This window comes from Halobacteriovoraceae bacterium, from assembly GCA_020635115.1.
Taxonomy (GTDB): Bacteria; Bdellovibrionota; Bacteriovoracia; order Bacteriovoracales; family Bacteriovoracaceae; genus JACKAK01.
Genome location: JACKAK010000001.1, coordinates 140,809 through 163,259 on the forward strand (window position 1 = coordinate 140,809; position 22,451 = coordinate 163,259).

25 protein-coding genes are annotated in these 22,451 nt (G+C 33.8%); 5 read left to right on the plus strand and 20 right to left on the minus strand.

Annotated elements, in window-relative coordinates:
• Window positions 1–9: 9 nt before the first annotated feature.
• From H6622_00755 to H6622_00765, 3 genes are read left to right on the plus strand one after another with little or no spacing between them, the layout of a single operon-like run.
• On the plus strand, window positions 10–1,302 hold the full coding sequence (locus H6622_00755) for an HD domain-containing protein (GenBank protein MCB9060033.1): 1,293 nt from the start codon (window positions 10–12) through the stop codon (window positions 1,300–1,302).
• Window positions 1,295–1,978, plus strand: a complete 684-nt coding sequence (locus tag H6622_00760; protein ID MCB9060034.1) for a hypothetical protein — start codon at window positions 1,295–1,297, stop codon at window positions 1,976–1,978. Before H6622_00755 ends, H6622_00760 begins: the two co-directional genes overlap by 8 nt.
• On the plus strand, window positions 1,971–2,879 hold the full coding sequence (locus tag H6622_00765; protein MCB9060035.1) for a hypothetical protein: 909 nt from the start codon (window positions 1,971–1,973) through the stop codon (window positions 2,877–2,879). The genes H6622_00760 and H6622_00765 overlap by 8 nt, the downstream gene beginning before the upstream one ends.
• On the opposite strand, the gene H6622_00770 is transcribed toward H6622_00765, so the two are convergent.
• The 6 genes from H6622_00770 to mreC all read right to left on the minus strand — a co-directional run bounded on the left by H6622_00770 (window position 2,876) and on the right by mreC (window position 8,310).
• Window positions 2,876–3,361: a MarR family transcriptional regulator gene (locus tag H6622_00770; GenBank protein ID MCB9060036.1), complete on the minus strand. Its 486-nt coding sequence runs from the start codon at window positions 3,359–3,361 to the stop codon at window positions 2,876–2,878. The genes H6622_00765 and H6622_00770 overlap by 4 nt on opposite strands.
• Window positions 3,362–3,498: 137 nt before the next feature.
• On the minus strand, window positions 3,499–3,747 hold the full coding sequence (locus H6622_00775) for a hypothetical protein (GenBank protein ID MCB9060037.1): 249 nt from the start codon (window positions 3,745–3,747) through the stop codon (window positions 3,499–3,501).
• Between the two features lie 66 nt (window positions 3,748–3,813).
• Entirely contained in the window at window positions 3,814–4,926 is a 1,113-nt protein-coding gene (gene rodA / locus H6622_00780) for a rod shape-determining protein RodA (protein MCB9060038.1), read from the minus strand.
• Complete coding sequence (gene mrdA / locus H6622_00785; GenBank protein MCB9060039.1) at window positions 4,919–6,895, minus strand: penicillin-binding protein 2; 1,977 nt, start codon at window positions 6,893–6,895, stop codon at window positions 4,919–4,921. The genes rodA and mrdA overlap by 8 nt, the downstream gene beginning before the upstream one ends.
• A gap of 6 nt (window positions 6,896–6,901) precedes the next feature.
• Window positions 6,902–7,429: a hypothetical protein gene (locus tag H6622_00790; protein MCB9060040.1), complete on the minus strand. Its 528-nt coding sequence runs from the start codon at window positions 7,427–7,429 to the stop codon at window positions 6,902–6,904.
• Window positions 7,426–8,310, minus strand: coding sequence for a rod shape-determining protein MreC (gene mreC, locus H6622_00795; GenBank protein ID MCB9060041.1), 885 nt, complete (start codon window positions 8,308–8,310; stop codon window positions 7,426–7,428). Before mreC ends, H6622_00790 begins: the two co-directional genes overlap by 4 nt.
• A gap of 181 nt (window positions 8,311–8,491) precedes the next feature.
• Between mreC and H6622_00800 the strand changes: the two genes are divergently transcribed.
• Window positions 8,492–9,958 (plus strand): SurA N-terminal domain-containing protein, encoded by a 1,467-nt coding sequence (locus H6622_00800; GenBank protein MCB9060042.1) that lies wholly within the window; start codon window positions 8,492–8,494, stop codon window positions 9,956–9,958.
• 9 nt (window positions 9,959–9,967) lie between these two features.
• The gene (locus H6622_00805) at window positions 9,968–10,198 is read left to right on the plus strand and encodes a ferredoxin (protein ID MCB9060043.1); all 231 of its coding nucleotides are present in this window, start codon (window positions 9,968–9,970) and stop codon (window positions 10,196–10,198) included.
• A 66-nt stretch (window positions 10,199–10,264) separates the two neighbouring features.
• On the opposite strand, the gene H6622_00810 is transcribed toward H6622_00805, so the two are convergent.
• From H6622_00810 to H6622_00875, 14 genes are all read right to left on the minus strand, one after another.
• Window positions 10,265–11,545 carry a flagellar hook protein FlgE gene (locus H6622_00810; protein ID MCB9060044.1) on the minus strand — a complete coding sequence of 427 codons (1,281 nt, stop codon included), beginning with the start codon at window positions 11,543–11,545 and terminating at the stop codon, window positions 10,265–10,267.
• Between the two features lie 117 nt (window positions 11,546–11,662).
• On the minus strand, window positions 11,663–12,079 hold the full coding sequence (locus tag H6622_00815; protein MCB9060045.1) for a flagellar protein: 417 nt from the start codon (window positions 12,077–12,079) through the stop codon (window positions 11,663–11,665).
• Complete coding sequence (locus H6622_00820) at window positions 12,066–12,929, minus strand: hypothetical protein (protein MCB9060046.1); 864 nt, start codon at window positions 12,927–12,929, stop codon at window positions 12,066–12,068. The genes H6622_00815 and H6622_00820 overlap by 14 nt, the downstream gene beginning before the upstream one ends.
• 8 nt (window positions 12,930–12,937) lie before the next feature.
• Complete coding sequence (locus H6622_00825; protein ID MCB9060047.1) at window positions 12,938–14,314, minus strand: flagellar hook-length control protein FliK; 1,377 nt, start codon at window positions 14,312–14,314, stop codon at window positions 12,938–12,940.
• 22 nt (window positions 14,315–14,336) lie between these two features.
• Window positions 14,337–14,885 (minus strand): hypothetical protein, encoded by a 549-nt coding sequence (locus H6622_00830; protein MCB9060048.1) that lies wholly within the window; start codon window positions 14,883–14,885, stop codon window positions 14,337–14,339.
• Window positions 14,882–15,334, minus strand: coding sequence for a flagellar export protein FliJ (gene fliJ, locus H6622_00835; GenBank protein ID MCB9060049.1), 453 nt, complete (start codon window positions 15,332–15,334; stop codon window positions 14,882–14,884). Before fliJ ends, H6622_00830 begins: the two co-directional genes overlap by 4 nt.
• Window positions 15,331–16,707 (minus strand): FliI/YscN family ATPase, encoded by a 1,377-nt coding sequence (locus H6622_00840; GenBank protein ID MCB9060050.1) that lies wholly within the window; start codon window positions 16,705–16,707, stop codon window positions 15,331–15,333. The genes fliJ and H6622_00840 overlap by 4 nt, the downstream gene beginning before the upstream one ends.
• On the minus strand, window positions 16,700–17,509 hold the full coding sequence (locus tag H6622_00845) for a hypothetical protein (protein ID MCB9060051.1): 810 nt from the start codon (window positions 17,507–17,509) through the stop codon (window positions 16,700–16,702). The genes H6622_00840 and H6622_00845 overlap by 8 nt, the downstream gene beginning before the upstream one ends.
• 12 nt (window positions 17,510–17,521) lie before the next feature.
• The gene (gene fliG, locus H6622_00850) at window positions 17,522–18,559 is read right to left on the minus strand and encodes a flagellar motor switch protein FliG (protein ID MCB9060052.1); all 1,038 of its coding nucleotides are present in this window, start codon (window positions 18,557–18,559) and stop codon (window positions 17,522–17,524) included.
• 13 nt (window positions 18,560–18,572) lie between these two features.
• Window positions 18,573–20,261 (minus strand): flagellar M-ring protein FliF, encoded by a 1,689-nt coding sequence (gene fliF, locus H6622_00855; GenBank protein MCB9060053.1) that lies wholly within the window; start codon window positions 20,259–20,261, stop codon window positions 18,573–18,575.
• A 19-nt stretch (window positions 20,262–20,280) separates the two neighbouring features.
• Entirely contained in the window at window positions 20,281–20,643 is a 363-nt protein-coding gene (gene fliE, locus H6622_00860) for a flagellar hook-basal body complex protein FliE (GenBank protein MCB9060054.1), read from the minus strand.
• A 9-nt stretch (window positions 20,644–20,652) separates the two neighbouring features.
• Window positions 20,653–21,090, minus strand: a complete 438-nt coding sequence (gene flgC / locus H6622_00865) for a flagellar basal body rod protein FlgC (GenBank protein ID MCB9060055.1) — start codon at window positions 21,088–21,090, stop codon at window positions 20,653–20,655.
• Window positions 21,091–21,097: 7 nt separating this feature from the next.
• Complete coding sequence (flgB, locus tag H6622_00870; GenBank protein MCB9060056.1) at window positions 21,098–21,505, minus strand: flagellar basal body rod protein FlgB; 408 nt, start codon at window positions 21,503–21,505, stop codon at window positions 21,098–21,100.
• Between the two features lie 4 nt (window positions 21,506–21,509).
• Window positions 21,510–22,445 (minus strand): sigma-54-dependent Fis family transcriptional regulator, encoded by a 936-nt coding sequence (locus H6622_00875; GenBank protein ID MCB9060057.1) that lies wholly within the window; start codon window positions 22,443–22,445, stop codon window positions 21,510–21,512.
• Window positions 22,446–22,451: the final 6 nt, after the last annotated feature.

Consider the following 22,451-nt stretch of genomic DNA (forward strand, 5'->3'; position numbering starts at 1 on the left):
AAGATGCCGATGGAAATAAGAGATCCAGTTCACGGTTCCATTCAAATTCAAAATGAAATCATCCCAATTATTCGAAATGATTTTTTCCAAAGGTTGCGTTTTATAAAGCAACTAGGTTTTTCGGAGTATGTTTTTCCAGGTGCAACTCATTCGAGGTTCATTCATTCTATTGGTGTCATGAATATTGCAGAGAGGGTATTTGAGAAGCTTTTTGGAAAGAAAAACGATCACAAAGATTTTGAGAAGTTAAAAAATACATTAAAGTTATCCTGTCTTTTGCATGATATAGGCCACGCACCATTGAGTCATTCAACTGAATCTGTTATGCCAAACGTTTTTCAACTAAATTTGCCAGAAGTTTTTAGGCCTAAAGTTAACCGTCAGGCCACGCATGAGGACTATACAGTAAAAATAATTACAGATAGTTCTCTGGCCATATCCTTTGGGCAGATCGAACAGTTTTATGGAGTTAATAGAGACAGAGTTGCTGATTTGGTGATTGGTGAAACAAAACAGGATGATTATTTTTCGATAGATGGAATTAATTATTTTCCGATATTACACCAGTTAGTTTCTAGTGAACTGGACTGTGATAGAATGGACTATTTGTTAAGAGATAGTTATTTTTGTGGTGTTAGTTATGGAAATTTTGACTTAGATTGGATGATAGATAATCTTGAAGTTTGTCTTATAGAGGACAGTGCATATTTAGGGATTTCCGAGAGGGCCGTCGTCACATTTGATGATTTTCTTCTTTCCAGGTTTCATATGTTTTTGATGGTTTACTTTCATTACAGGCCAGTGTGTATGGAGCAATTATTATTAAAATTCTTTAAAACTGCTCCCAATGAATATAAAATACCCCATGATGTAGAAGATTACCTTGAACATGATGATCATTTTTTATTGAAAACTCTACGTCAAAGTAAAAATAAATATGCTCAATCTATTGTAAATAATAATATTCCATCTAAAATTTTTGAATCTTTCAATAATAATCAATTAAAAAAACTAGAAAAGATTGAAGAATATTTGAATGCTGAAAATATTGAATACATTAGAGGATCTTCACAAGGAAGGCTTTCAAAATATTATAATGAAAGTCATAATGAAAACACGACGGGTCTTCAAGTTGTAAGAACTCTATTAAACGGAAAGAAGAAAACTTATTTTGACATTTCAAAAGCAACAGACTTATTTCAAAAGTTTAGTACTTCACATGCGGTAAATAGACTACATTGTAATATGGGAGAAGTTACAAAACAGCAACAAGCTAGGATAGATGAGTTAATAAATGAATAAATTTTCAATATATATTTTATTAATTCTTATTTACTTAGGAATTTCAAAAAGCTATATCCCTGGACACTCTAGGGTTGTTACAGTTAATCATAAAAATGCGCTCACATCTTTGTTTAAAGGAGCTCCATTCACTGTTATTTTAATAGAATCTTTTCAAGTAGGATTATTGATCAAATCATATTTTCAAAAATATAAAATCATTTATGGCTTTAAGAGACCTGAAATAATTACTGTTAAAACAACTAAGAATTTTTGGGATGAAAACCTCATCAATCAAGGCATGTCGATTTATAGAAGAAGAGATACAAAGTTAATGGGTGATGAACTTACTCCATCTCCTCCGGGAATGATATTCGTAGGAGATCCGGCCTTTGGTCGTTGGGTTTATAAAAAATCTGGTGAAAAATATTGGTTATTTCATCGGGCCTATAGAAACTTCCCAAATTATCTTGGTTGGGATGATTTTGGTCTTACTTATTCATTTTATAGAAAGGCCAAGCTTCTTAACCAACAAAATAAAGTATTCTATGGTGAAAACAATGAATTTGGTCTCAATGGAGAAGTTACTCTTAAGGCCTACCCAAAGAAAGAAGAAACTAACGTAACAGAATCGTTTAAAGTTCATATAAAGAAATTTTTGACCTTTAAATTGCGAAAGGATAAAAAAAGTGAATGAATTATTTGATAAATTGATAATACGATTTATATTTGCCATATTTTTATGCTTCATGCTCTTTTTATATAAATATGTGCATGGTTCTGTTCACCCATCTTCTAGAACTCAGATTTTAAAAAAGTTCTCACCTCTCAAAAATGCTGCAGATACCATACATTTATTTTCTAGACTTATAGGACTTGGAATCATTATTTCAGAGTTCTATTTTTCTATGTCAAAAGGTATAGGTTATGCAATTTTTGATTTTTTTCTCCAAGCGACGATTGCATTTGTTATTTTTATGGCATCAACTTTTGTCATTGAAAGTATTGTTCTCTATAATTTTGAATACAACGATGAAGTTATTCGAAGAAAAAATATTTCCTATGCAACGATTACATTTTCAAACTCACTTGGAATAGCTTATCTCTTAAAAACTGTATTAATGGTCTCTGAACACTCTATCATTTACTTAGTTTTCCTATGGCTTTTTTCACTTGTCATACTTGGATTTGCTTGTAAATCCTATAAGTATGTTTCTAAACTCTCTCTTCAAAAACTTGTCGTTCAGCAAAAAATTTCGATTGCTTTGTCCTATACAGGTTTTTTCTGGGGATGGGTGGTTATTATTTCTTCATCTTTGAATCATCAACTTGAAGACATGTCCTCATATAGTATTCAAGTTCTACTTAAGGTTCTTTTGGCACTTATAGTCTATCCTATAATCCTCAAAGGTCTGCATTGGGTTTTTCGTATCCAAGAAATTGAGTTCAAAACTGATGAAAAAGAGCATCTTGAACTTGAAGAAAATGAACTTCAATCATATGGAATCTATGAGGGTGCCATGTTCTTCACAACTTGTTTTCTCACTTCAGTCATTACTGGACACATTCATTATGGAACATTTTATCCAATTTTTTAAAAATCTGTCGGAAATGAAATGTGATTGGGAATGAGATTGGGAGTAGATTGCTTATTAATTAATTTATAGTGATAATTATTGAGAATATGTTCAATTCGGTCAAATTCAACTTCACCAACTAAGTCGAGATGCTGTTTTTCGAGTTCTAAAATGCTCTCATCAAGTACTAATTTAAATTTATGCCCATAGTCAGTAAGAAAGACTTTTTGCTCCCTTTTGTCAGTGCTATTGGTTTTCTTTATGACGTATCCTCTTTTTTCTAATTCATTGAGGTGACTTGTCATCGTTTGTTTTTTTAATCCACAGGCCTGTCCAATTTCTTTAATTGTCGGGCCATCGCCGTGGCAAATGTATATGAGTACCTCTAAAAAGGAAGCTCTTAAATCAGTAAAACCTTTTTGCTCAACTAATGAGAGAAGCTCTAAGTTATAAGAGCGGTAGATTTTTTTAAGTAAAGTTCCGATTGAAGATAATTTGCTCATAGTAGTAATTGTGCTCAATTAGTATGTCTTTAAGACTAGATAACATCAATTATTCTATGGGTCAATATTTTTTGTTCAAGGTTACAATCTAATATTTGAGAAATAAAACATCTCAAAAGATCTGAAAGTATAATAACTTATTCTAATCTTACGAGAGATTTTGCAATTTCTTCAGCATAATAGCCATCACCATCATCATAAACAGCAATATCTCTAACCTCTTCATTCTTTTCCAAAAGATCTTTACTCAGGTCTTCTTGAAGATCTGCATTTCCAACGAGCTCTGCCTCGGCCATCATACGGTATGGCCTGGAGGCATGAGATGAATCTGCATAAGCATTGTTCAAAATAATGACGGCCAAACATAAGACAGACAATATTTTCATAGTAACTCCTTAAATTTACTCAAAAAGTAAAATAGTCTCTGTCAAAAGTGCAGGCCTTATGCCAAATTAAAATAGATTTCTAGAGTTGCTAATAGACGTCGCTATACCGCAACAAAGATTGAACGTGAGTAAACTCGAACCTCCATAACTCATATATGGCAAGGGTAATCCCACAATGGGCATTAATCCCATAACCATGCTCATATTCACAAAAGTATGCCAGAAAAATATACTCATTAGACCAATCGAAACTAAAGAGTTGTAAAAATGAGGAACATTATTTGCGAGCCATATAAATCGATAAAATAATGAAATATAAAGTATGATCAATAAGACAGAACCTATTAATCCATGTTCTTCATTATAAATTGAAAAAATAAAATCCGTATGGTTTTCTGGTAAATAATTTAAGGATGCTTGTGAAGATTTTTTAAAACCTTTTCCAAAAAACTGTCCAGAACCAATTGCTATTTTTGACTGAATGGCATTGTACCCAGAGCCCTTTGAATCTGAATCAGGATTAACAAAAGTTATAATTCTTCTTTTTTGATAGTCTTTAAGTCCAAAATTATACATCAACGTCCCTGTTATGAGACCTACAAAGCCCAATATAAGAATTGTTCTCCATTTCAACTTTCTATAAAAGGCCATCACTAAAAATATCAGTAATATGAGTAACCCAGTTCCCAAATCAGGCTCTAAAATTATTAAAATGGTGGGAATAAAGGCAATAATGGCAGGAAAAACGAGTTCTTTTAAACCTAGTTCACGTTCAGGAGTATTTTTAACAAACCACCTTCCTAGTACAAGAACAATTGCAATCTTTGTTAACTCTGAAGGTTGTACTCTAAACTTACCTACAACTAACCATCTCTGAGCTCCCATACCTTCATGGCCCATAATTAAAACCAAAATAAGAAGGAAAACATTCAGTCCATAGATTGCATATGAATATCTAAAAAAATTTTTAGGGCGTATAAAACTTATTGCAAATCCAATTATTAATGACACAAAATACCAAATGAGTTGAGTCTTATAGAGATTTGACAAATTAACTGAGGCCGAAGCATGTGTGGCTGAATATAAATTTAAAACACCAATCACAAAAATCGAAAATGATGCCCCAAAAAATGAAAAATCATATTTTTTTAAAAGGTTTATAATAAAAGAACTATTCATCTTCACCAACTTCTTCGTTTACTTTGTTAGTTTCTTCTTTTTTCTTTTTCCATTCGGCCCAAAACTTATTCATTACAACCCTATCTTCTTCCTTTAATTTTTCATGAAGCTTAGGCATATATTTCTCCATATAAACTTTGGCCATTTCTCTTGCTACCGGAGCTGCTCCACTACTACCATGGCAACCATGCTCAACAACAACGCTCATCGCGATCTGAGGATCTTCAACTGGTACATAGGCCGCAAAAACTGCATGATGCCTGGATTCATAATCATACTCTTCACATTTGGTGTATTTATTTTCAACTGAATGTCTGATGACTTCTGAAGTTCCAGTTTTTCCGGCCATATGTAAGCCCACTCCTCTTTGCCACCAAGCTGTTCCTTTTGGATTATTTACAACTTGATAGAGGCCCTCTTTAACTAATTGTAAAGTTCTATCAGAAACTTCAACTTCCCTAACAAGTTGTTTATCATATTTTTCAATTATTTTTCCTGAATTAGAAAATACTTCTTTCACTAAAAAAGGGCGATACAATTTGCCTCCATTAGCAATGGCCGCATAAACAAGCGACAATTGTAGAGGTGTAACAGAAACAAATGACTGCCCTATTGCACATGATAAAGTTTCACCAAGTTGCCACTCAATACCTCTTTGCATAAGTTTCCATTCTTTGGAAGGTATAAGACCAGTTTTTTCTCTTGGTAATGTGACTCCAGTATTGCTACCTAAACCAAAAAGTCTTGCGTACTTTGAGAGAACATCTATATCGATTTTGCTCCCAATTTTATAAAAGAATATATTGCAAGATTCTCTTATGGCCTTCGTTATATTTACTTTCCCATGTCCCCATTTTTTCCAGCAATGATAGGGCCTACTGCCAAGTCTCATTTTTCCAGTACACTTCACTTCTGTATCTAAATCAATAATTCCCTCTTCAAGTGCTGCAATTGCAGTAATGGCCTTATAAGTTGATCCTGGCGCATAAGTTCCTTGCACAGTTCTATTTAGAAGTGGTTTTCCTTTGTCATCTCTAAGTTTTTCCCAATGTTGAGGAGTTAGGCCTTTTGAAAAATTTGAAGGTAAGAAGGATGGCCTAGAAACCATGGCCAATACTTCACCTGAATGAATATTTACAGCAACTGCAGCACCAACTTTCCCTTCGAGTGCATTATAGGCAGCTAGTTGCATATCACGATCAATTGTTAATCTAATATTATTTCCTGGACGAATATCAAGATTTTTAATTCCTTTAAAAATATTATTTGAATTTAATACTCGCTTCATCCTACCACTAGCATCTACTTCCATAAATTGATGCCCATCCTCGCCTCTTAATAATTTGTCGAGCTCTTCTTCTAAGCCATTTTGACCAATATAATCTCCAATTTTGTAGTCATAGTTATCTCTTTTTCTAAATTGAGGTAGTTGAGATTTTGATATCTCACGAGTGTATCCTAAAATATGAGCACCAACTTTTTTATCAAGATAGTCTCTAGAAATAAATGTTGTAACACTTACTCCGGGTAGCTTAGAATTTTCAGTTTCAATAATAGCGACTTCTTTTTGAGAAATATTTTTCTTAATAATGACTGGCCTATAGCTTGCTTGTGTACTTTTTTTCTGTAACTCCTTTAAAATATAATCGTAGGGGATGTCTAAAATCTTAGCGAGCTTCCTTAAGGTAACTTTCTTTTGTTGTAAATACTGTGGAGTAATGACGACATCAAATCTTGGTATATTATTAACTATCAACTGATTATTTCTTGAAAAAACCATTCCTCTTGGGGCCTTAACAATTTCTTTACGCAATCGATTATCTATTGAAACACGGTAAAAAAGAGCTCCTTGATAAACTTGCAAATACCAAAGCCTGGCCAATACAATTGCAAAAGAGGCCAAAATTAAATTTCCAATTAAATCGGCCCTAAATTTATGGGATTTAACTAGGTCGTCATCTCCATACATATTCTATTATCCTGCCAATAGGCCCTCGTCACGACCAGTCCAAATTTTATCAAGTAAGAGAAAAAATAAGGGTGCTAAAATGGCCAATATAATACTTTCTGGTAAAAAATTCCAGGCCTGCGAAGAAACATATGACCAGTCTTTATTTTTTAAATAAACTAAAAACGAAACTATTACAAACCAGGCCATTTGAAAAAAGAAGGCCACCATCACTGTTACAACTGCACTTGTTAAATGTATCATATATCTTAGATATTCAATGACCATACAAATGATCACTCCAGCAGTTGTTCCTAGTGCCCATGTTTCAATAGAGAACACAGAGTGGCATATCTGAATCAAAAAAACAAATAATGCTGTGTAGGGACTTTCAACTTTGAGTGCAATGTAAAGAATGATTAAAATATTTACCGGCATTCTAAAATTGACAAGTCCAAGCATTGGAAAGAGCGCACTTGTAAGAACTTCAATGACAACTAATAAAAGAATAGTAATAGATAAAGAATAGGCAACATCTTTTAGCTTAAGTCTCATTTACTCTCATCCTGTAAGTTTGTTTTTCCGAGGTTTTCCCATTCTTGTGCCAGCCCTGGCCTGGTTTTAGGAATTAAAATGACAACTTCCTCTAATCCACTAAAATTTACAAATGGTTTAACTTCAATGTATTGAGTAATCCCATAACTTTCACGTTCAATATGGGAAATTTTTCCAACAGGTATTCCTTTTGGATAAATATTACCAAGTCCAGAGGTAATAATTTTATCATTCAGTCCAACTTGAGAAGTTCTTTTTACAAATTTCATAATGCATATATCATCATCACCTTCTAAAATGCCATGAACCCTTAATCTTTCGTTGAGAACATCAACTCTGTTATTTTGATCAAGAATTGTGAGAATATCTGCATAATTGTCTGATAACCTATACACATGGCCCACAAGACCATCAGCTGTTATGACAGCTGATTGTAAACTCAACCCATGAGTGAGTCCTTTGTTAACTCGAATCATTTTAAAGTTTGAAGACGAATCTCTGGCCACGACTTGCGCAAGAATTCTCTCCCATTTGGTGTCTTCACCAAACTGCATTAAATCTTTCAATCGTCTATTTTCTTTTTGGAGTTCATCTAGGGTAAACAATTGCTCACGCATTGACGCAATATCACTTTTTAATTTTAAATTTTCATCAACAGCATTCATATTGGCCAAATAGCGATCAAATACTGAATCGAATTTTTTTCCAATCATAGTTACACTGGATTGCATTGGTGCAAATAAACCAATGATAAAACGCTCATAGAGAGAAGTTTCCTTTACAACATTGTTATGGCGCATAACAACAATAAGTGAAATCAATATTGTTACAATATTTATTCCTAATTTCAGCCTCGAACTTTCATCTTGAACGATTTTCAAAATTGCCTACCTTATCGGATCAATCTTACTCATAAAAGAGTAACTGACTTTCTAGAAACTGCCAATAAATAGACTAATTTAACGCTTAGAAAAACAATATCAATACAATAGCGAATCTCTTTACGAACACATCGTTAGAATGCTAACCTCCATGGACAAAATGATTAGTAAAGAGGAAACTATGTCGAATACATTTCAGAAAAAAACTTCTGCCATTATCGTTCAAATATTTATTGGACTTATCATTGTTGGTTTTATGTTTACTGGTTATCAAACAGGATTTGGCCCTACAGTAAATAACGTGGCCAGTGTAGGTAAATATCAAATTTCAGGTCGCGAGTTCAACTCTGAAATTAATAGAAGAATCCAATTCTATACCCAAATGTCAGGAGGGAAATCCCTTTCTTCAGTCCAGATCAAAAAGTTTGGAATACGAGAAAGTGCGTTAGAGTCATTGATTTCAAAAAAACTTTTTCTTGTCCTGTCTGATGATATGGGGATATCTCCAGGTTCTGAACAGATAAAAGAAGAAATTAAAAACCTACCTTATTTTAAAACAAATGATCAGTTCGATATCAACTTGTACAAAAATCTTTTAAATGCAAATCAATTTTCAACACAGGAATTTGAAAATACGATGAAAGAAGATTTATCAGTTAAACTTGTAAAAGAAATGCTTGATAATGTCCCAATTTCAAAAGGATATGAAACAACAATTTCAAAACTTAAAAACACCGTTATACCAATTGATGCTGTCAGTATTAACCTTAATTCTCTGGAAACATATATTGAGGTGACTCCAAAAGAGATTGAAGAATTTTTGAAAGATGAAACAAATATAAATAGAGCAAAATCGATTTTCAATGAAAGAAAGTCCCAAAAATATGATCAAGCTGAAGAAGTTTTGGCCTCACATATTCTTTTGAAAAAAGATAAAGAAAGCGACAGTGAATTTGAGAAAAAAGTTCAGGACTTGCTCAAAAAATTAAATACCAAAAATTTTGCAGAACTTGCGAATAAAAATACACAGGATCCTTCAGGTAAAAAGAATGGTGGAGACTTAAATTGGTTTCCAAGAGGTAGAATGGTTCCTGAGTTTGACAAAGTCGCTTTTTCAACCCCAAAAGGTCAAATTTCTTCCCCTGTTAAAACTCAGTTCGGAACTCACATTATTTATGTGAGAAATAAGAAGGACAAAAAGGATGCAAAATTTGAAGATTATAGAGCAGAAATTTCAAAAGAGTTGATACAAAAAAAGAAGACCAATGAGAAAAATACCTTAGCTGAAAAAATATTTTCAGACGTTAAAACAAATATTAAAAATGAAAAAAATCTATCCACAATCATTGCAAAATATAAACTTACTCATGTGAGCAATAATGAAATTAATGCAATAGATGGACTTAAAGGGAAAATCAATTTAGAAGATCAAAAACTTGATCAAATCTTCAATTCTCCTAATCAAGTTTTAGAGTTTAAAGATATAAATCAATATCTAGTTATTTCAACTGGATCTCAAAAAACCGTTGAGAATAAAGGTGATAAAACATCTGAAAGTTTTGCATTAGCTAGAAAATTGCAAGATAAAATTATGAAAACTCTCAAAGAAAATACATCTATAAAAACAACTCGTGGACTTTTAGATTAGGTAGTACGTATGGCCGACAAAGCAAATAAATTCAAAGATAACGTTGAAGGAAAATATTACGTTGATGACCAATGCATAGCATGTGATGCCTGCGTGGCCGAGGCCGAAAGATTTTTTGAGATGAATGATGAAGATGGGCATGCCTTTGTAAAACTTCAACCCTCAACAGAACAAGAAACTGAAGAATGTGAAAATGCACTTGCCGCCTGCCCTGTAGAGGCCATTGGAAATGATGGTTAGTCTTCTTTTTTAGCTAAAAAAAAGGGCCAGAAATCAGGCCCCTTTTAATGAAAAATATCACTAATATTATCTCTTAATCTGTAAAACTTCTTGAAGCATTTGATCTGCTGTCGTAATCGTCTTTGCGTTAGCTTGAAAGTTTCTCTGCGCCGTCATTAAATTAACAAATTCCGTTGCAAGGTCAACGTTTGAAAGTTCAATTGACTTAGCAAATATTTGTCCTCGACCAGATTGACCAGGTTTTCCCATAGCAGCTTGACCAGACTTCTTAGACTCTTTAAAAAGATTTTTACCCATTTTAAAAAGCGCCTCATTATTTTCAAATTTGGCAATTGCAATCTGTGCAATATCCCTGGCCTCACCATTGTCAAAAGTCGCCGTCAGAACCCCTGAATCATCAAAAGAAAGTGATGTTAATGTTGCCGCACTAAAACCATTTTGAGTATGTCTAGATATGGCCGTTTGAGAACCATACTGTGTAGAAGCATCAAGACCATCTCCACCTTCAGCAAGTGACTTACCAAAATTAATTTCAATTTTTTGATCAGGAGCAGCACCTTTATTAAAATTAAATTCGTTCTTTCCTGGTTGCTCCTCTTGTAACACACCTTTGTCGTTAAATATTAACTTACCATTTGCCTGTTCGTACATCTTACCTTGTTCACCATCTTGAACATCTTTCCCATCAGCTGCAATATGATATTCCCAAGTATTGTTTTCAGTTTTGTTAAAATAAACAGTTACAAGCCTCGCTGTTCCCACATTGTCGAAAACAGTTATTGTCGTATTAAATTCAGAAGTTTTTTCAGGATCTTCAATATTGAACTCCTGAGTATTCGCCCTTGAATCTAAATTCATTGAAACCTTAACTTCCTTAGTTGCTGAAGCTGGAATCGTCGTATTTCCAAGTTTGATTTTTTCCATTTTATTTGTGATTTTTCCATCATCATTCGCAGCAAACCCCATCACATTATAACCATCCCCATTTATGAGAAAGCCTTCTTTGTCAAAATGAAATGAACCATCTCTTGAATACCCTCTCCCAAAAGGCGCATCAATTTGAAAAAAACCATTTCCGTTAATAGCTAAGTCTGTAATATTCTCAGTTCTAGCAATATTACCTTGAGTGAATATAGATTTAATATGAGACAATTTCGTACCTGCACCAAATTGATCTCCACCATCTATTCCTTTTAATGATCTGGCCAGAACATCTTGAAACTCTCCTCGAGAACCCTTGAACCCATATGTACCAGCATTGGCAATATTGTCACCAATAATTGTCATATTGTCACCAAAGGCAGCTAAACCAGATACCCCAATGTTAAAAGAGCTTAAAATTCCCATTTGTCCCTCCTAGACAAAAAAATACATACCATATTTTTTAAAAGTGAAATTTTTGCTTAAATAACGACTGACTTAAGCAAGGTTTCCAGAAAGGACCAACCTTTATCACTTCACCTTTTAATTTATAATCATAGTCGAATCTATTTTAGTAATTACATTTTCGGCCATATTGTCTTTTTCTAATGCTGTTACCACTGTGCTATTATTTACATCAATGATATAGGCCGCTTTGTTTGTAATGACTAAAGAATCTTTTCCCCCTTTATTTTTTAATTTTTCAAGTGCCTCATTAAGTTTGAGAAACTCTTGAGAATCTATTTCAATATTTCTTTCTTGCATTCTTTTTGCCGCATGTACTGAAAGTTTTATCTCCTCAGTTCCACTCTTATCTTTATTTTTTACTTCCTTTGAAAGAAGATTTTTAAACTCATCTAACTTTACATTTTCATCAAGCTTTCCCTGAAGTGCTTTAGTTTTCCCATTTAAATGAGATAAATTCGGCACCAATAGATTTGAAATTTTATCGTTTCCCATTCGCCTGATTCTCGTAAATATTCATGGCCTGTTTATTAACATTTTTTCCCTGTACAGCGTTAGCATCAGCTTTATTATGACTCGGAACATTAAAGGCGTCAACATCTCTAAGATTTACACGTTTTTTCCCGTCTACTTTAAGTATAGTCTCACCATTCTCATCAAAGTATACACCTGTTACAATTCCAGTGGCCTTGGTTTCTCCTCTGAAAAACTGATTTTGATCATCCCATGCATGAATTTCATAGCGATAAATATCAGATGATGCCCTACCCCCATCTGATTGATTTCCATCCCAACTTACAACATTTTGCCCTTTAAATAAGTTGTCTCTCTCTATTTGTTGAATGAGTTGATTTTTTGAATCATAAATTCGTACGATTGCACTTTTCGCATTCTGTGGGAGAGAAAAAGGAATATCCAAATTTGTTGTATCATTGTTTAACTGGATACTACTTCCAGAAGTGAGTATTTCTTTGCCTAAAAAAGATGCTGCAAAAAATTTCTTTTCATCTGGCCCATTACTATTTAGTTTTTCAAATCCCTTATTCATATTTGACAATTGTTCTAGTTGAGAAAACTGTGCAAGATCAGAAGCAAATTGTTTTTGATCCATTGGATTAACTGGATCTTGGTTTTGCAATTGAAAAGTTAGGAGTTTTAAAAATTCATCCTTACCCATTTTGTTATGAGTCTTTGCATCAACAAAGTTTGACTTCTCTTTATACCCTGTAATTTGATTCAAATACTTTTGCTTATCTTTTATATCTGTTTGCTTTTCATTCGACGATGATTGGGCCATCTTAATATTTTTAAAGCTATTGTTTATTGCCCCTACGGGCCGTCCCATTCCAGGCATTATGCATACTTCCTATTTTCTTGGAACTGTTGCCAGAGATCTCTTCTACGCTGAGAATCTTCTCTTTGTCCTCTTTGCCCCATACTTTTGTCATTTCCATTGAAGGAAAATTCTCCAGCAAGGGATTTATTTTCAAGATAATTTTCTCCAAAATCTCTCGAGACTGTCATAAGTTTAATATCTGAAACTTTTATTCCATTTGCTGATAAGTCCCTTATCAATGATGCTTCGTTTTTCCTAAAAAAGTCATTTGTCTCTGCTCTTTTAGAAAGAATCTCAATATGAAGTCCCTCATCTCTTTTATGACCTATAACTTTTACATCAATATTTCCTAAATCTTTATCGTGTACTTTTAAACTTAACTCTGGAGTATTTTCTAGTTTTGATTTCTTAATATATTTTGAAATCTCTTCAATGATTTCATCCTGTCCATTTGTAAATGAAACATTATCTAGATCTAAAGTTTTGGCCATGCTTATTTTATCATTTAGAATTGATGTTTTTACTTGTGTTTGTGGATTTGTGAAAAGTCCCACATTTTGAAAATCAACATTATGATTTGCCTTAGGTAGAGTTAATTCTTCCTTACCTTGTAGAGTCTTTTTTACTTCATTTTGTGCAAAATCTGGCCTAATAAAATTTGTATCTATACTCTGAAAATTTTGAGAATACCTTTCCACTGAAGGCATAGAGATATTTTTGTTTTCTAAAGTTTTGACAAACTTATCCGATTTTAGTTTTACTGGAGTATTGGAACTGTTTTTAATTTGTGCAAATTCTGGATTAATTCTTTTTTTCATATCCACAGAAGATATTGTTCGAGCTTGATCTTTTGTAAATTCAATGTTTGAATTATTTTTAGAAATTTTATTTTCACCTAAAAACATTTTCTCTAAACTATTTAACTGAGGTTGTACTTCGCCTTTACCATTTTTTTGCTCAATTGATTTATTTAGTCCAACATTATTTGCAAATAATTGCTCTTGCCCCTTCATCAGTTGATTTGAATCGTTCTTCCTCTTTGGAAAGCTAACTTGTTGAACAAATTCAGCAATATTATTTTTCTTCTCAACTTTTGGCCCAATTTTAATATTATCAATATTAAGAGGAACGCTTGTTACTTGAGGGTGTAATTCAGGTTGAGCATTAGTTATACCCGACAAAACCTCTTCTGAGGTGAACTCATTTTTAAGTAATTCTCCAAATGTTTTACCTTCTGGCAAATTTAAGAGCTTTTCAATCGATTGCTCTTCTTCACCTAAGAGTGCTAATTTTTCTTCAATATTACCTTGTGCCTTCAATCCTTTTGCAGGAAGTAAATTATTTTTTAAAAATAATTCTGTATTTTGAATGTTGGGCATGTTTTGATTACTCATTAAACGCAGCGCTCCTTAGCTTCTATCTTTTCATAGTCATATACTGCTTTTGAAGTCGGGCAGATATTTCCTTATCCATGACATTGAATATTTTCGATACCTTAACTGGATCAAGCAGTCCTAAAATTTTTACAGAAATATCTGGATCTTGTACAGACAGGACATCGGCAGCATTTTGAGGTCTCATCCCTGAAACAATTGTCACCATATGCTGAATTCTTCCTTCAACTTTTTTATCTTTTTCATCTATACAACCTAAGACTGATGCTTGTTTATCTTGAAAAGACTTGATCTTATTTTGCAGGTCTGTGAGATTTAATTTAAGTTGTTCTTCTCTTTTTTTTATTTCTAATTCTTGAAGTTCAATTTTCTTTTCTTTTTCCAAGAGTTCATTTGAAAATTGTATTATCTTTCCTCTACCAATTTTTTTCATTCTCTTTGCATATTCTTTTTCAATAAGTTCATTCACTTCATTTTGAGTAAATGTTTTTTCTTTCGGCACTTCCTTGTCTTGTGAGAATGAAGAAAAGGGAAAAATTGAAAGCATCAAAAATAAGACTTTTATATTCATAGTATTTTCCTTTTTTGTTCTCGAACAATTTGGGCCAGTTCTTCAAGTGTTTCTTGCTGTTTTTTATCATACTTCTTCTTGGCCTTAACAAAATCTTTTTCTTTCATATTTTCAATTACTTTAACTTCCCCTCTAGCAAACATCAATTCTTGTAGTTTATTTTCATATTTTTCGTTAAGCTCATCTAAATGGGCCCTTTCATTTTCAAGATGTTTATTTTTACCTTTGATAAACATTGAATAAAATTGTAATTCACTCCCTGTTGTACTCTGTGCAGTTGATTTCTCCTGGGAAATATAAGCATCTTCTATTTCAGATTTTATTTTTTCTATCAATTCTTTTGTTTGTACAATTTCACCCACAATTTTTCCAAGTTCTATCTTTTTTTCTCTTTCTCGAAATGTTCGAAGTTTTAATAATCCATCTAATTTAAATTTATAATTTTTCATTCATCATCCAAACTTTTTGGATTAATTGCTTTTTCTGCCTTTCTAGCTAACTCAACCATCTCCTCATACAGTTGTTCCAAATCTAAATGTTCAGACATTCCCTGTTCTTGTCTCATCAAATTCATAAGTTCTGAATAGATAACAAGAGCTTTATCCACTTTAACGTTTGAACCTTTTGCATAAGCACCTACATTTATCAGATCTTCATTTTCCTTATATGACGCCAAAAGATCACGTAAATGAGATGATACAATTCGATGCTCTTTTGTCACAACCTTAGTCATGACCCGGGAAAGTGATTGTAATATATCAATAGCGGGAAAATGATTTCGAGATGCTAAATCACGGGATAAGATGATATGTCCATCAGCAATGGCCCTAACAGCGTCGGCTATAGGCTCATCCATATCCCCTCCTTCGACAAGAACGGTGTATATTCCCGTGATAGTCCCACTTCCTCTTTTGGTACCAGCCCGCTCAAGCAATTTGGGAAGTTTTGCAAATACACTTGGAGTATAACCTTTTTGACCAGGCGGTTCTCCGGCACTTAAGCTTATTTCTCGACTGGCCATTGCAAAACGGGTGACAGAATCCATCATTAAGATAACATCTTTTTTTTGATCCCTAAAGTATTCGGCAATTGTAGTGGCCACATAAGCGGCCTTCATCCTAATTAATGATGATTGATCACTTGTAGCAACAACTACAACAGATTTTTTTAAACCTTCCTCACCCAGATCATTTTCAATAAATTCAAGAACCTCTCTTCCCCGCTCTCCAATGAGAGCTATCACGTTAACATCTGCCTCTGTATTCTTGGCAATCATCCCTAATAAGACGGACTTACCAACCCCAGATCCAGCAAGGATTGATAGACGTTGCCCTTTACCAACAGTGGCAAAACAATTTATTGCATGAATTCCAGTATCTATTGGCTCACATATTGGTGGGCGATCAAGAGGGTTAAGACTACTCCCAAAAATATTTCTTGCAACAGAAGATTTTTCAATCGGTCCTTTCCCATCAATAGGATTTCCTAAAAAGTCTATTACTCGGCCCAAATAGGAATCACTTACACTGATTGAAGTTGTTAGATCTTTTAAATAAACTTTAGTCTGAGAATTTATTCCTGAAACATCGTCGTATGGCATGGCAACACAAGATCTCCCGTCAATACCAACCACTTCACCTAAGGATACATCTCCAAATTCTGTTATGAATTCTACATTACTACCAATAACGGCCCTGGGGAGATTGACTTTATAAACCAGTCCTCTTCCTGAGACGACTTTTCCAATTTTTTGAAATGGAACTGATGATTCGAATATTTTTCGAATAGGTGAAAAATTTAATTCTGGTGTTGAATTACTCATGATCAACTATTCCTAGAGATTCAAACAGTTTATCGATACTTTTAAATTGTTCATCAAGAGTAGCTGCTATGATTCCATTTTCACAATCGAGAATCATGCCATGGCCTTCAAGATCATAATCTATCTCAACTCTCAAGTTTGGCAACTGTCCTAATTTTGATTCGATTGATTGTATCACTTCAGGCATTTTTTCGAAGTGATCTTTACTTACCTTAACAATTAAATCAGATTTTGTTTGAATTTCAAGAATAAGTTTTTCCAGAAGTCTTTGCAGATAATTATCATCATCTTTTAACTCTCTTAAAATAACCCATTTTGTGAGATCTTTGACAATTTTGTAAATATCTGTTTTTTGTCGATCAATAATTTCATTACGCTGATCACGCATAAAATTTATCATGTCAGCAAATTCTTGCAGTTTTTCTTCCGTTTGTAATTTAGTCTGTTCAATTACCTCTTTACGTCCCTGAGAAATTCCTTCTTCTTGGCCTAATTTAAAAGCGTTCTGCTGAACTTCTGCAACTCTTTTTTCAACACGGTATTTAATTTCTCTTTCTTTTTCCTCTGACTCTTGTCTATTTAAACCTCTAAATTCTCGCACTATTGGAGATATTTCAAAGTTAGATTTTTTGGCAAATTCTCTTTCAATTTTAAGAACTTTATCTTCAACTTTATTATTCAAATCACTTATTTGACTTAAATCTTTAAATTCATAAAGGAGAAGATCTTCCTCGGAAGCAGAGAGTGAAAAATTTTTAAACTCGTAGTCAGATACTTTAAAATGTTCCTTATTCTGGGCCATAAGTTCTCCTTATTAAACAAGAGCGTCACCATCTCCTCCACCTCGAGAAATAAATGCTTTACCTTGAGACTCGAGATCTTTACATTTTTGTACAATTTCGGCCTGCGCCTTTTCAACATCAGATAGTTTTGTAGGCCCTAGTGCTTCAAGGTCTTCTTTTAGAAGTTCAGCTGCTCTGTTAGACATATTACTGAACATCTTAATTTTGATTTCTTCTGGAGCTGTTTTCATTGCAATAACAAGTTTTTGTTGGTCAACCTCTTTAAGTAAGTTTTGTATACCTTTATCATCAACGTAAATAAGATCTTCAAACACAAACATAAGTTTTCTGATTTCTTCAGCAAGTTCTGGATCTTTTTCTTCTACCCTAGACATGATGTTTTTCTCAGAGTTTTTATCCATCTGATTTAACATATCCGCAATTGGCTCAACACCACCAAGTTGATTTGTATCGATTGATCCAAGAGTTGAAAGTTCTGTTTTAAGAACATCATCAAGTTGAGCAATAAGTTCAGGGGAAACATAATCAAGATTGGCAACCCTAAGAACAACTTCGGCCTGCAATCCTTCTGGTAGTCTTCTAAGAACATCAACTTTTCTTTCACTGGATAAATGTGCAACAATAAGAGCAATTGTCTGAGGATGTTCATTAATTAGGAAGTTTGCAAGAGTTCTTGTATCAACAAGCTCCAATGATTCAAGAGTAATAGTTGTCCCAACATCTACGATTTGACCAAGAAGTTGTTTTGCTCGGTCTTCACCTAATGCATTAATGATGAAGTCTCGACCTCGGTTATCAGAAAAGAGTAATGCAGCATCTTCGTTCAGATGTGAATAAAATTCTTCAAGAACTCTTTTAATCATCCAAATCGGGGCCTTATCAATATTGGCCATAGCATTAATCATACGTTTTACATCGTTATCTCGCATATGATCAAAAATTAATTGAGTCGTTGCAACTCCAAGGGAACTTAAAAGGATCGCGGCCTTCTCTTGTCCTGAAAGTAGAGCATATTCAATGTCTGGATCTAAACTTGAATCTGAGGCCACCTCTTTCTCCTTTTTAAGCTATTTGCTTATCTGATTCAGTTGAATGAATCATTTCATGTAAAACTTGTGCTGCTTTTGCAGGATTTCCATCAACAAGTGAAATAATTTTTTCTCGAAGCATATTTCCTTCGATTTTCTCTGGATTAAGCTTTTCCTCAATCTGAGGTAGAGCGTCTTCAAGACCAGGAAGTTTTTGATTGGCCTGAACTTTTTCTAACTCTTCTAAAGTTTTAGGTAAAAAGTCCTCAACAGACTCAACCGTATTATCTGTAATCCATTGAACAAAGGGTCTAACAACAAAAAAGAAAAACAAACTTATCGTCAGACCAATTGCCAAATACTTCACGACGTTTCTGATAAGTTCTCTATTTTCTCTTTCTCTCATTAACGCATCTATTGCGGCCAAGTCTTCTTGAGCAAACTCCATATTTTTTATAACAATTTTATCTCCTCTCTTAGTATCTATCCCTACAGCAGAGGCCACAATTGCTGAAAAGTTTGTCAGATCTGCATCTGACCATGGTTCATATTTGTTAACAGCTTTTCCATCTTCACCTATCATTGCATTGCCATTTTCATCCAGTGTAGGTACATGTTTCCCATCAACCATTACCGCCACGTTTAATGACTTTACAGTTGCAGTTGGACGTGAGCTTTTTGTAACTTTTGAAGGTATGTTATAGTTTTTTGTCTTTAGTTCTTTATCTACATCATTTCTAGTTTCAGGAATACCTGGTTGAGGTTGCTCTCCTGGTAAATTAGATCTCGCACCGGGTATCCCTTGTGGAGAAGGCCTAGAACCTTTTATCTTTTGAGAATTTGATACTTCGGATACAATGGCCGCAGTTTCTTGATCATAAGCGGTCTCTGTAGACACACTTTGCGTAAAATCAAGATTTACTGCTACTTTAGCTATAACTTTTCCCTCTCCTACGACCTTTGATAATATCTCCTCTACTTGATTTTCATATTGTTTATTTAATTTAGATTCTAAAGCTAACCTATTTGCTGTGTAAGCAGTTAATTCATCGCCAATATTTTCAGAAAGCTGCTTTCCTCTACTATCAACTATTACGACATGTTCGGGTCTCATTCCATCGACAGATGAAGATACTAAAGATTGGATACCTTTAATTTCCATTGATGTTAATGTCACCCCCCTATCAACCTCTAAAACGACAGAAGCTCCTGGTGGCTTTTTGTCAGCAACAAATGGACTTGATTCGGGAATTGATAAGTGAACACGAGCTCTTTTAACGCCCTTTATATACTTTATGGTCTTAACAAGTTCGCCTTCAAGTGCTCTTTGTCGATTTATTTTTTGAACATAACTTGAAGTACCAAATGACTGATTATCTAATACCTCATATCCAACTGTACCGCTGAAAGAGACATCTTTTTTAGCTAATTCTAATCTCATGACTTCAATCATATCTTCAGGAATTAATACTGTTGCATGATCATCACTCACTCTATATTCAACTCCTGCATCACTTAATAATTTCACGACAACAGCAACATCATCATCGTTCAAGTTTTCATAGAGTACTTTGAAGCGTGTGTTAGTCGTCCAAATAATAATGGATGCCATTATTGCAACAATAATGGCAGACAAAATGATCACCGCTATTTTTTTAATGGTTTCAAGTCCATTGTAGAACTCTAAAAAATTTCGAAATACTTTTTCTAAAAAATCTTGCAAGACAGTCCTCCTGACTTAATCACACTTGCATACGCATGATTTCTTTATATGCATCAACTACTTTTTGTCTTATTTGATTCATCGTTTTGAAAGCAATCTCAGCTTGTTCAACAGCTAACATCGTCTCTGCGATATCCTTTGATTTACCTGTTGCAAGTTTTTGAATCGCTTCATTAGCTTTTAATTGGAGGTCATTAACATCTCCAATTGCTCCGGCCAACATTTCACCAAATGTTTTTCGATCTTCGCCAGGACGTAATTCATTTAATGTTTTTATGTTAGAAGAAGACATAGGTTGCCCAAGCTCAGCACTTTTAATCCATGATTTTGAATCAAACTTGTTAAGCATATTATTAAATTGGCCTATAGTTTCGACTGCCATATATTACTCCTATCTTCCTATTTCCATCGCTTTTAGCGCCATACTTTTAGTTGTGTTCATAACATTTATATTAGCTTCATATGCTCGTGAAGCTGAAATCATATTGGCCATCTCTTCCATCACATTTATATTAGGATAGGCAACCATTCCATTTTCATCTGCATTCTTATGACTTGGTTCATATTTTAAAATTGGTGGACGATTTGTTGAAATCACATCTGTAGCGTGAACCTTTTGCGCTAGACTATCTATCTCACCTTCCAAAATATCTGAGAATTTTTCTCTGGCCGGTTCTGATCCAAAAACAACTTCTTTTCTCCTGTAAGGCCCACCTTCAACTGTTTCTGAGACTTGTGCATTAGCAATATTTGAAGAAATTGCGGCCATTCTCTTCTTTTGTGCAGACAGGCCAGAGGCACTAATCTTTAAAGTCGTTAATAAATCCATAAATCACCTACCTCTCTGTGCTTATCGCGTATTTTTTGAGAGCAATTTTTTTGTTCAATAATTGTATTGTTGCATCATACATAATTTTGTTTTCGGCCATCAGGGCCATTTCTTTTTCACGATCGACATTATTGTCATCTTCAGAAACAATACCATTACTTTCTTCGTAAATTTCAGGAGAGAGAGTATCAAACCCTCCACTCCCAACGTTATAATGTTTATCGGAGGTCACATTCATACGTTTCAAATCTTCTACATCGATAGCATCAGCAAGTGCATCCTCGAAGTCGAGGCGCTTAGTTTTGTAGCCAGGCGTTTCAGCATTAGCAATATTGGCCGACAGGATTTCTTGCCTCATTTGCCTATACTTAATCGCCATGGCCAGAGTTTTTAGTGTGACACTATCACCTTTCATTTTATTACCTTAAGTTAATAAAATATGAACTTCCAGAATTTCTGTATTCATTAATTTTATTTCTAAGTGTTCGAATAGACACACCAAGAATTTTTGCAGCTTGAGTTCTATTTTCACTTGTATGTATTAATGCTTTTTTAATTAATAATTTTTCTGCTTCCTTCAAAGACATCAAACGAATTCCTTCGTTTTCCTCATCTTCAAATGTTTCAGATGTTTTCTTATCTCCAATTGAAAGAACTTCATCGTTAATTTCAGATCCTTCCATATTATTGACAGTATTTTCGAGTACAGAAAAAAGTTCTTTAATATTGTGAGTCCAATAGTGAGACATCATTTTCGTTAATGTATCTCTGTTGATTGTTAGATTCTCACCTAACTCTTCTGATTTTCTTACTAAGAATTTCTGAATTAATATTTCAATATCCTCAACTCTATCTCTTAAAGGAGAAAGTGTAATTTGGTTTGATGAAATAAGAGTATACAGACCGCGATAAAATCTACCAGAACCAACAAGTTTGGAAAGATTTTTTGTAGTTGTTGCAATTAATCTCACATCAATATCATAATCTTCTAGTTCAGAAAGAATTTTGTGAAGTCTTCTTTGAAAATCTTCATCAAGTGCATCAACATTTGAAAAAACAACCGTTCCACCGTTTGCATCTTCTAAGACACCTCTAACAAATTTACCATTTTCCTCTCTATACCCAAGAATTAAATTCTCTACAGTCTTTGGATCTTGAGAACAATCACAAAATAAAATCTTTTTTGTAGCTCGTGCTGATTGCTGATGGATAAACTTCGCCAATGTTTTTTTACCTGTTCCACTTTCACCTACAACAAGCACCGTAGCTTTCGATACAGAAATATTCTTGGCCATATTGATGGACTTTTGAATTTTCTGATCTCTCCCAAAAAGTTCTAAATTAATTGTTTCCATTTGACC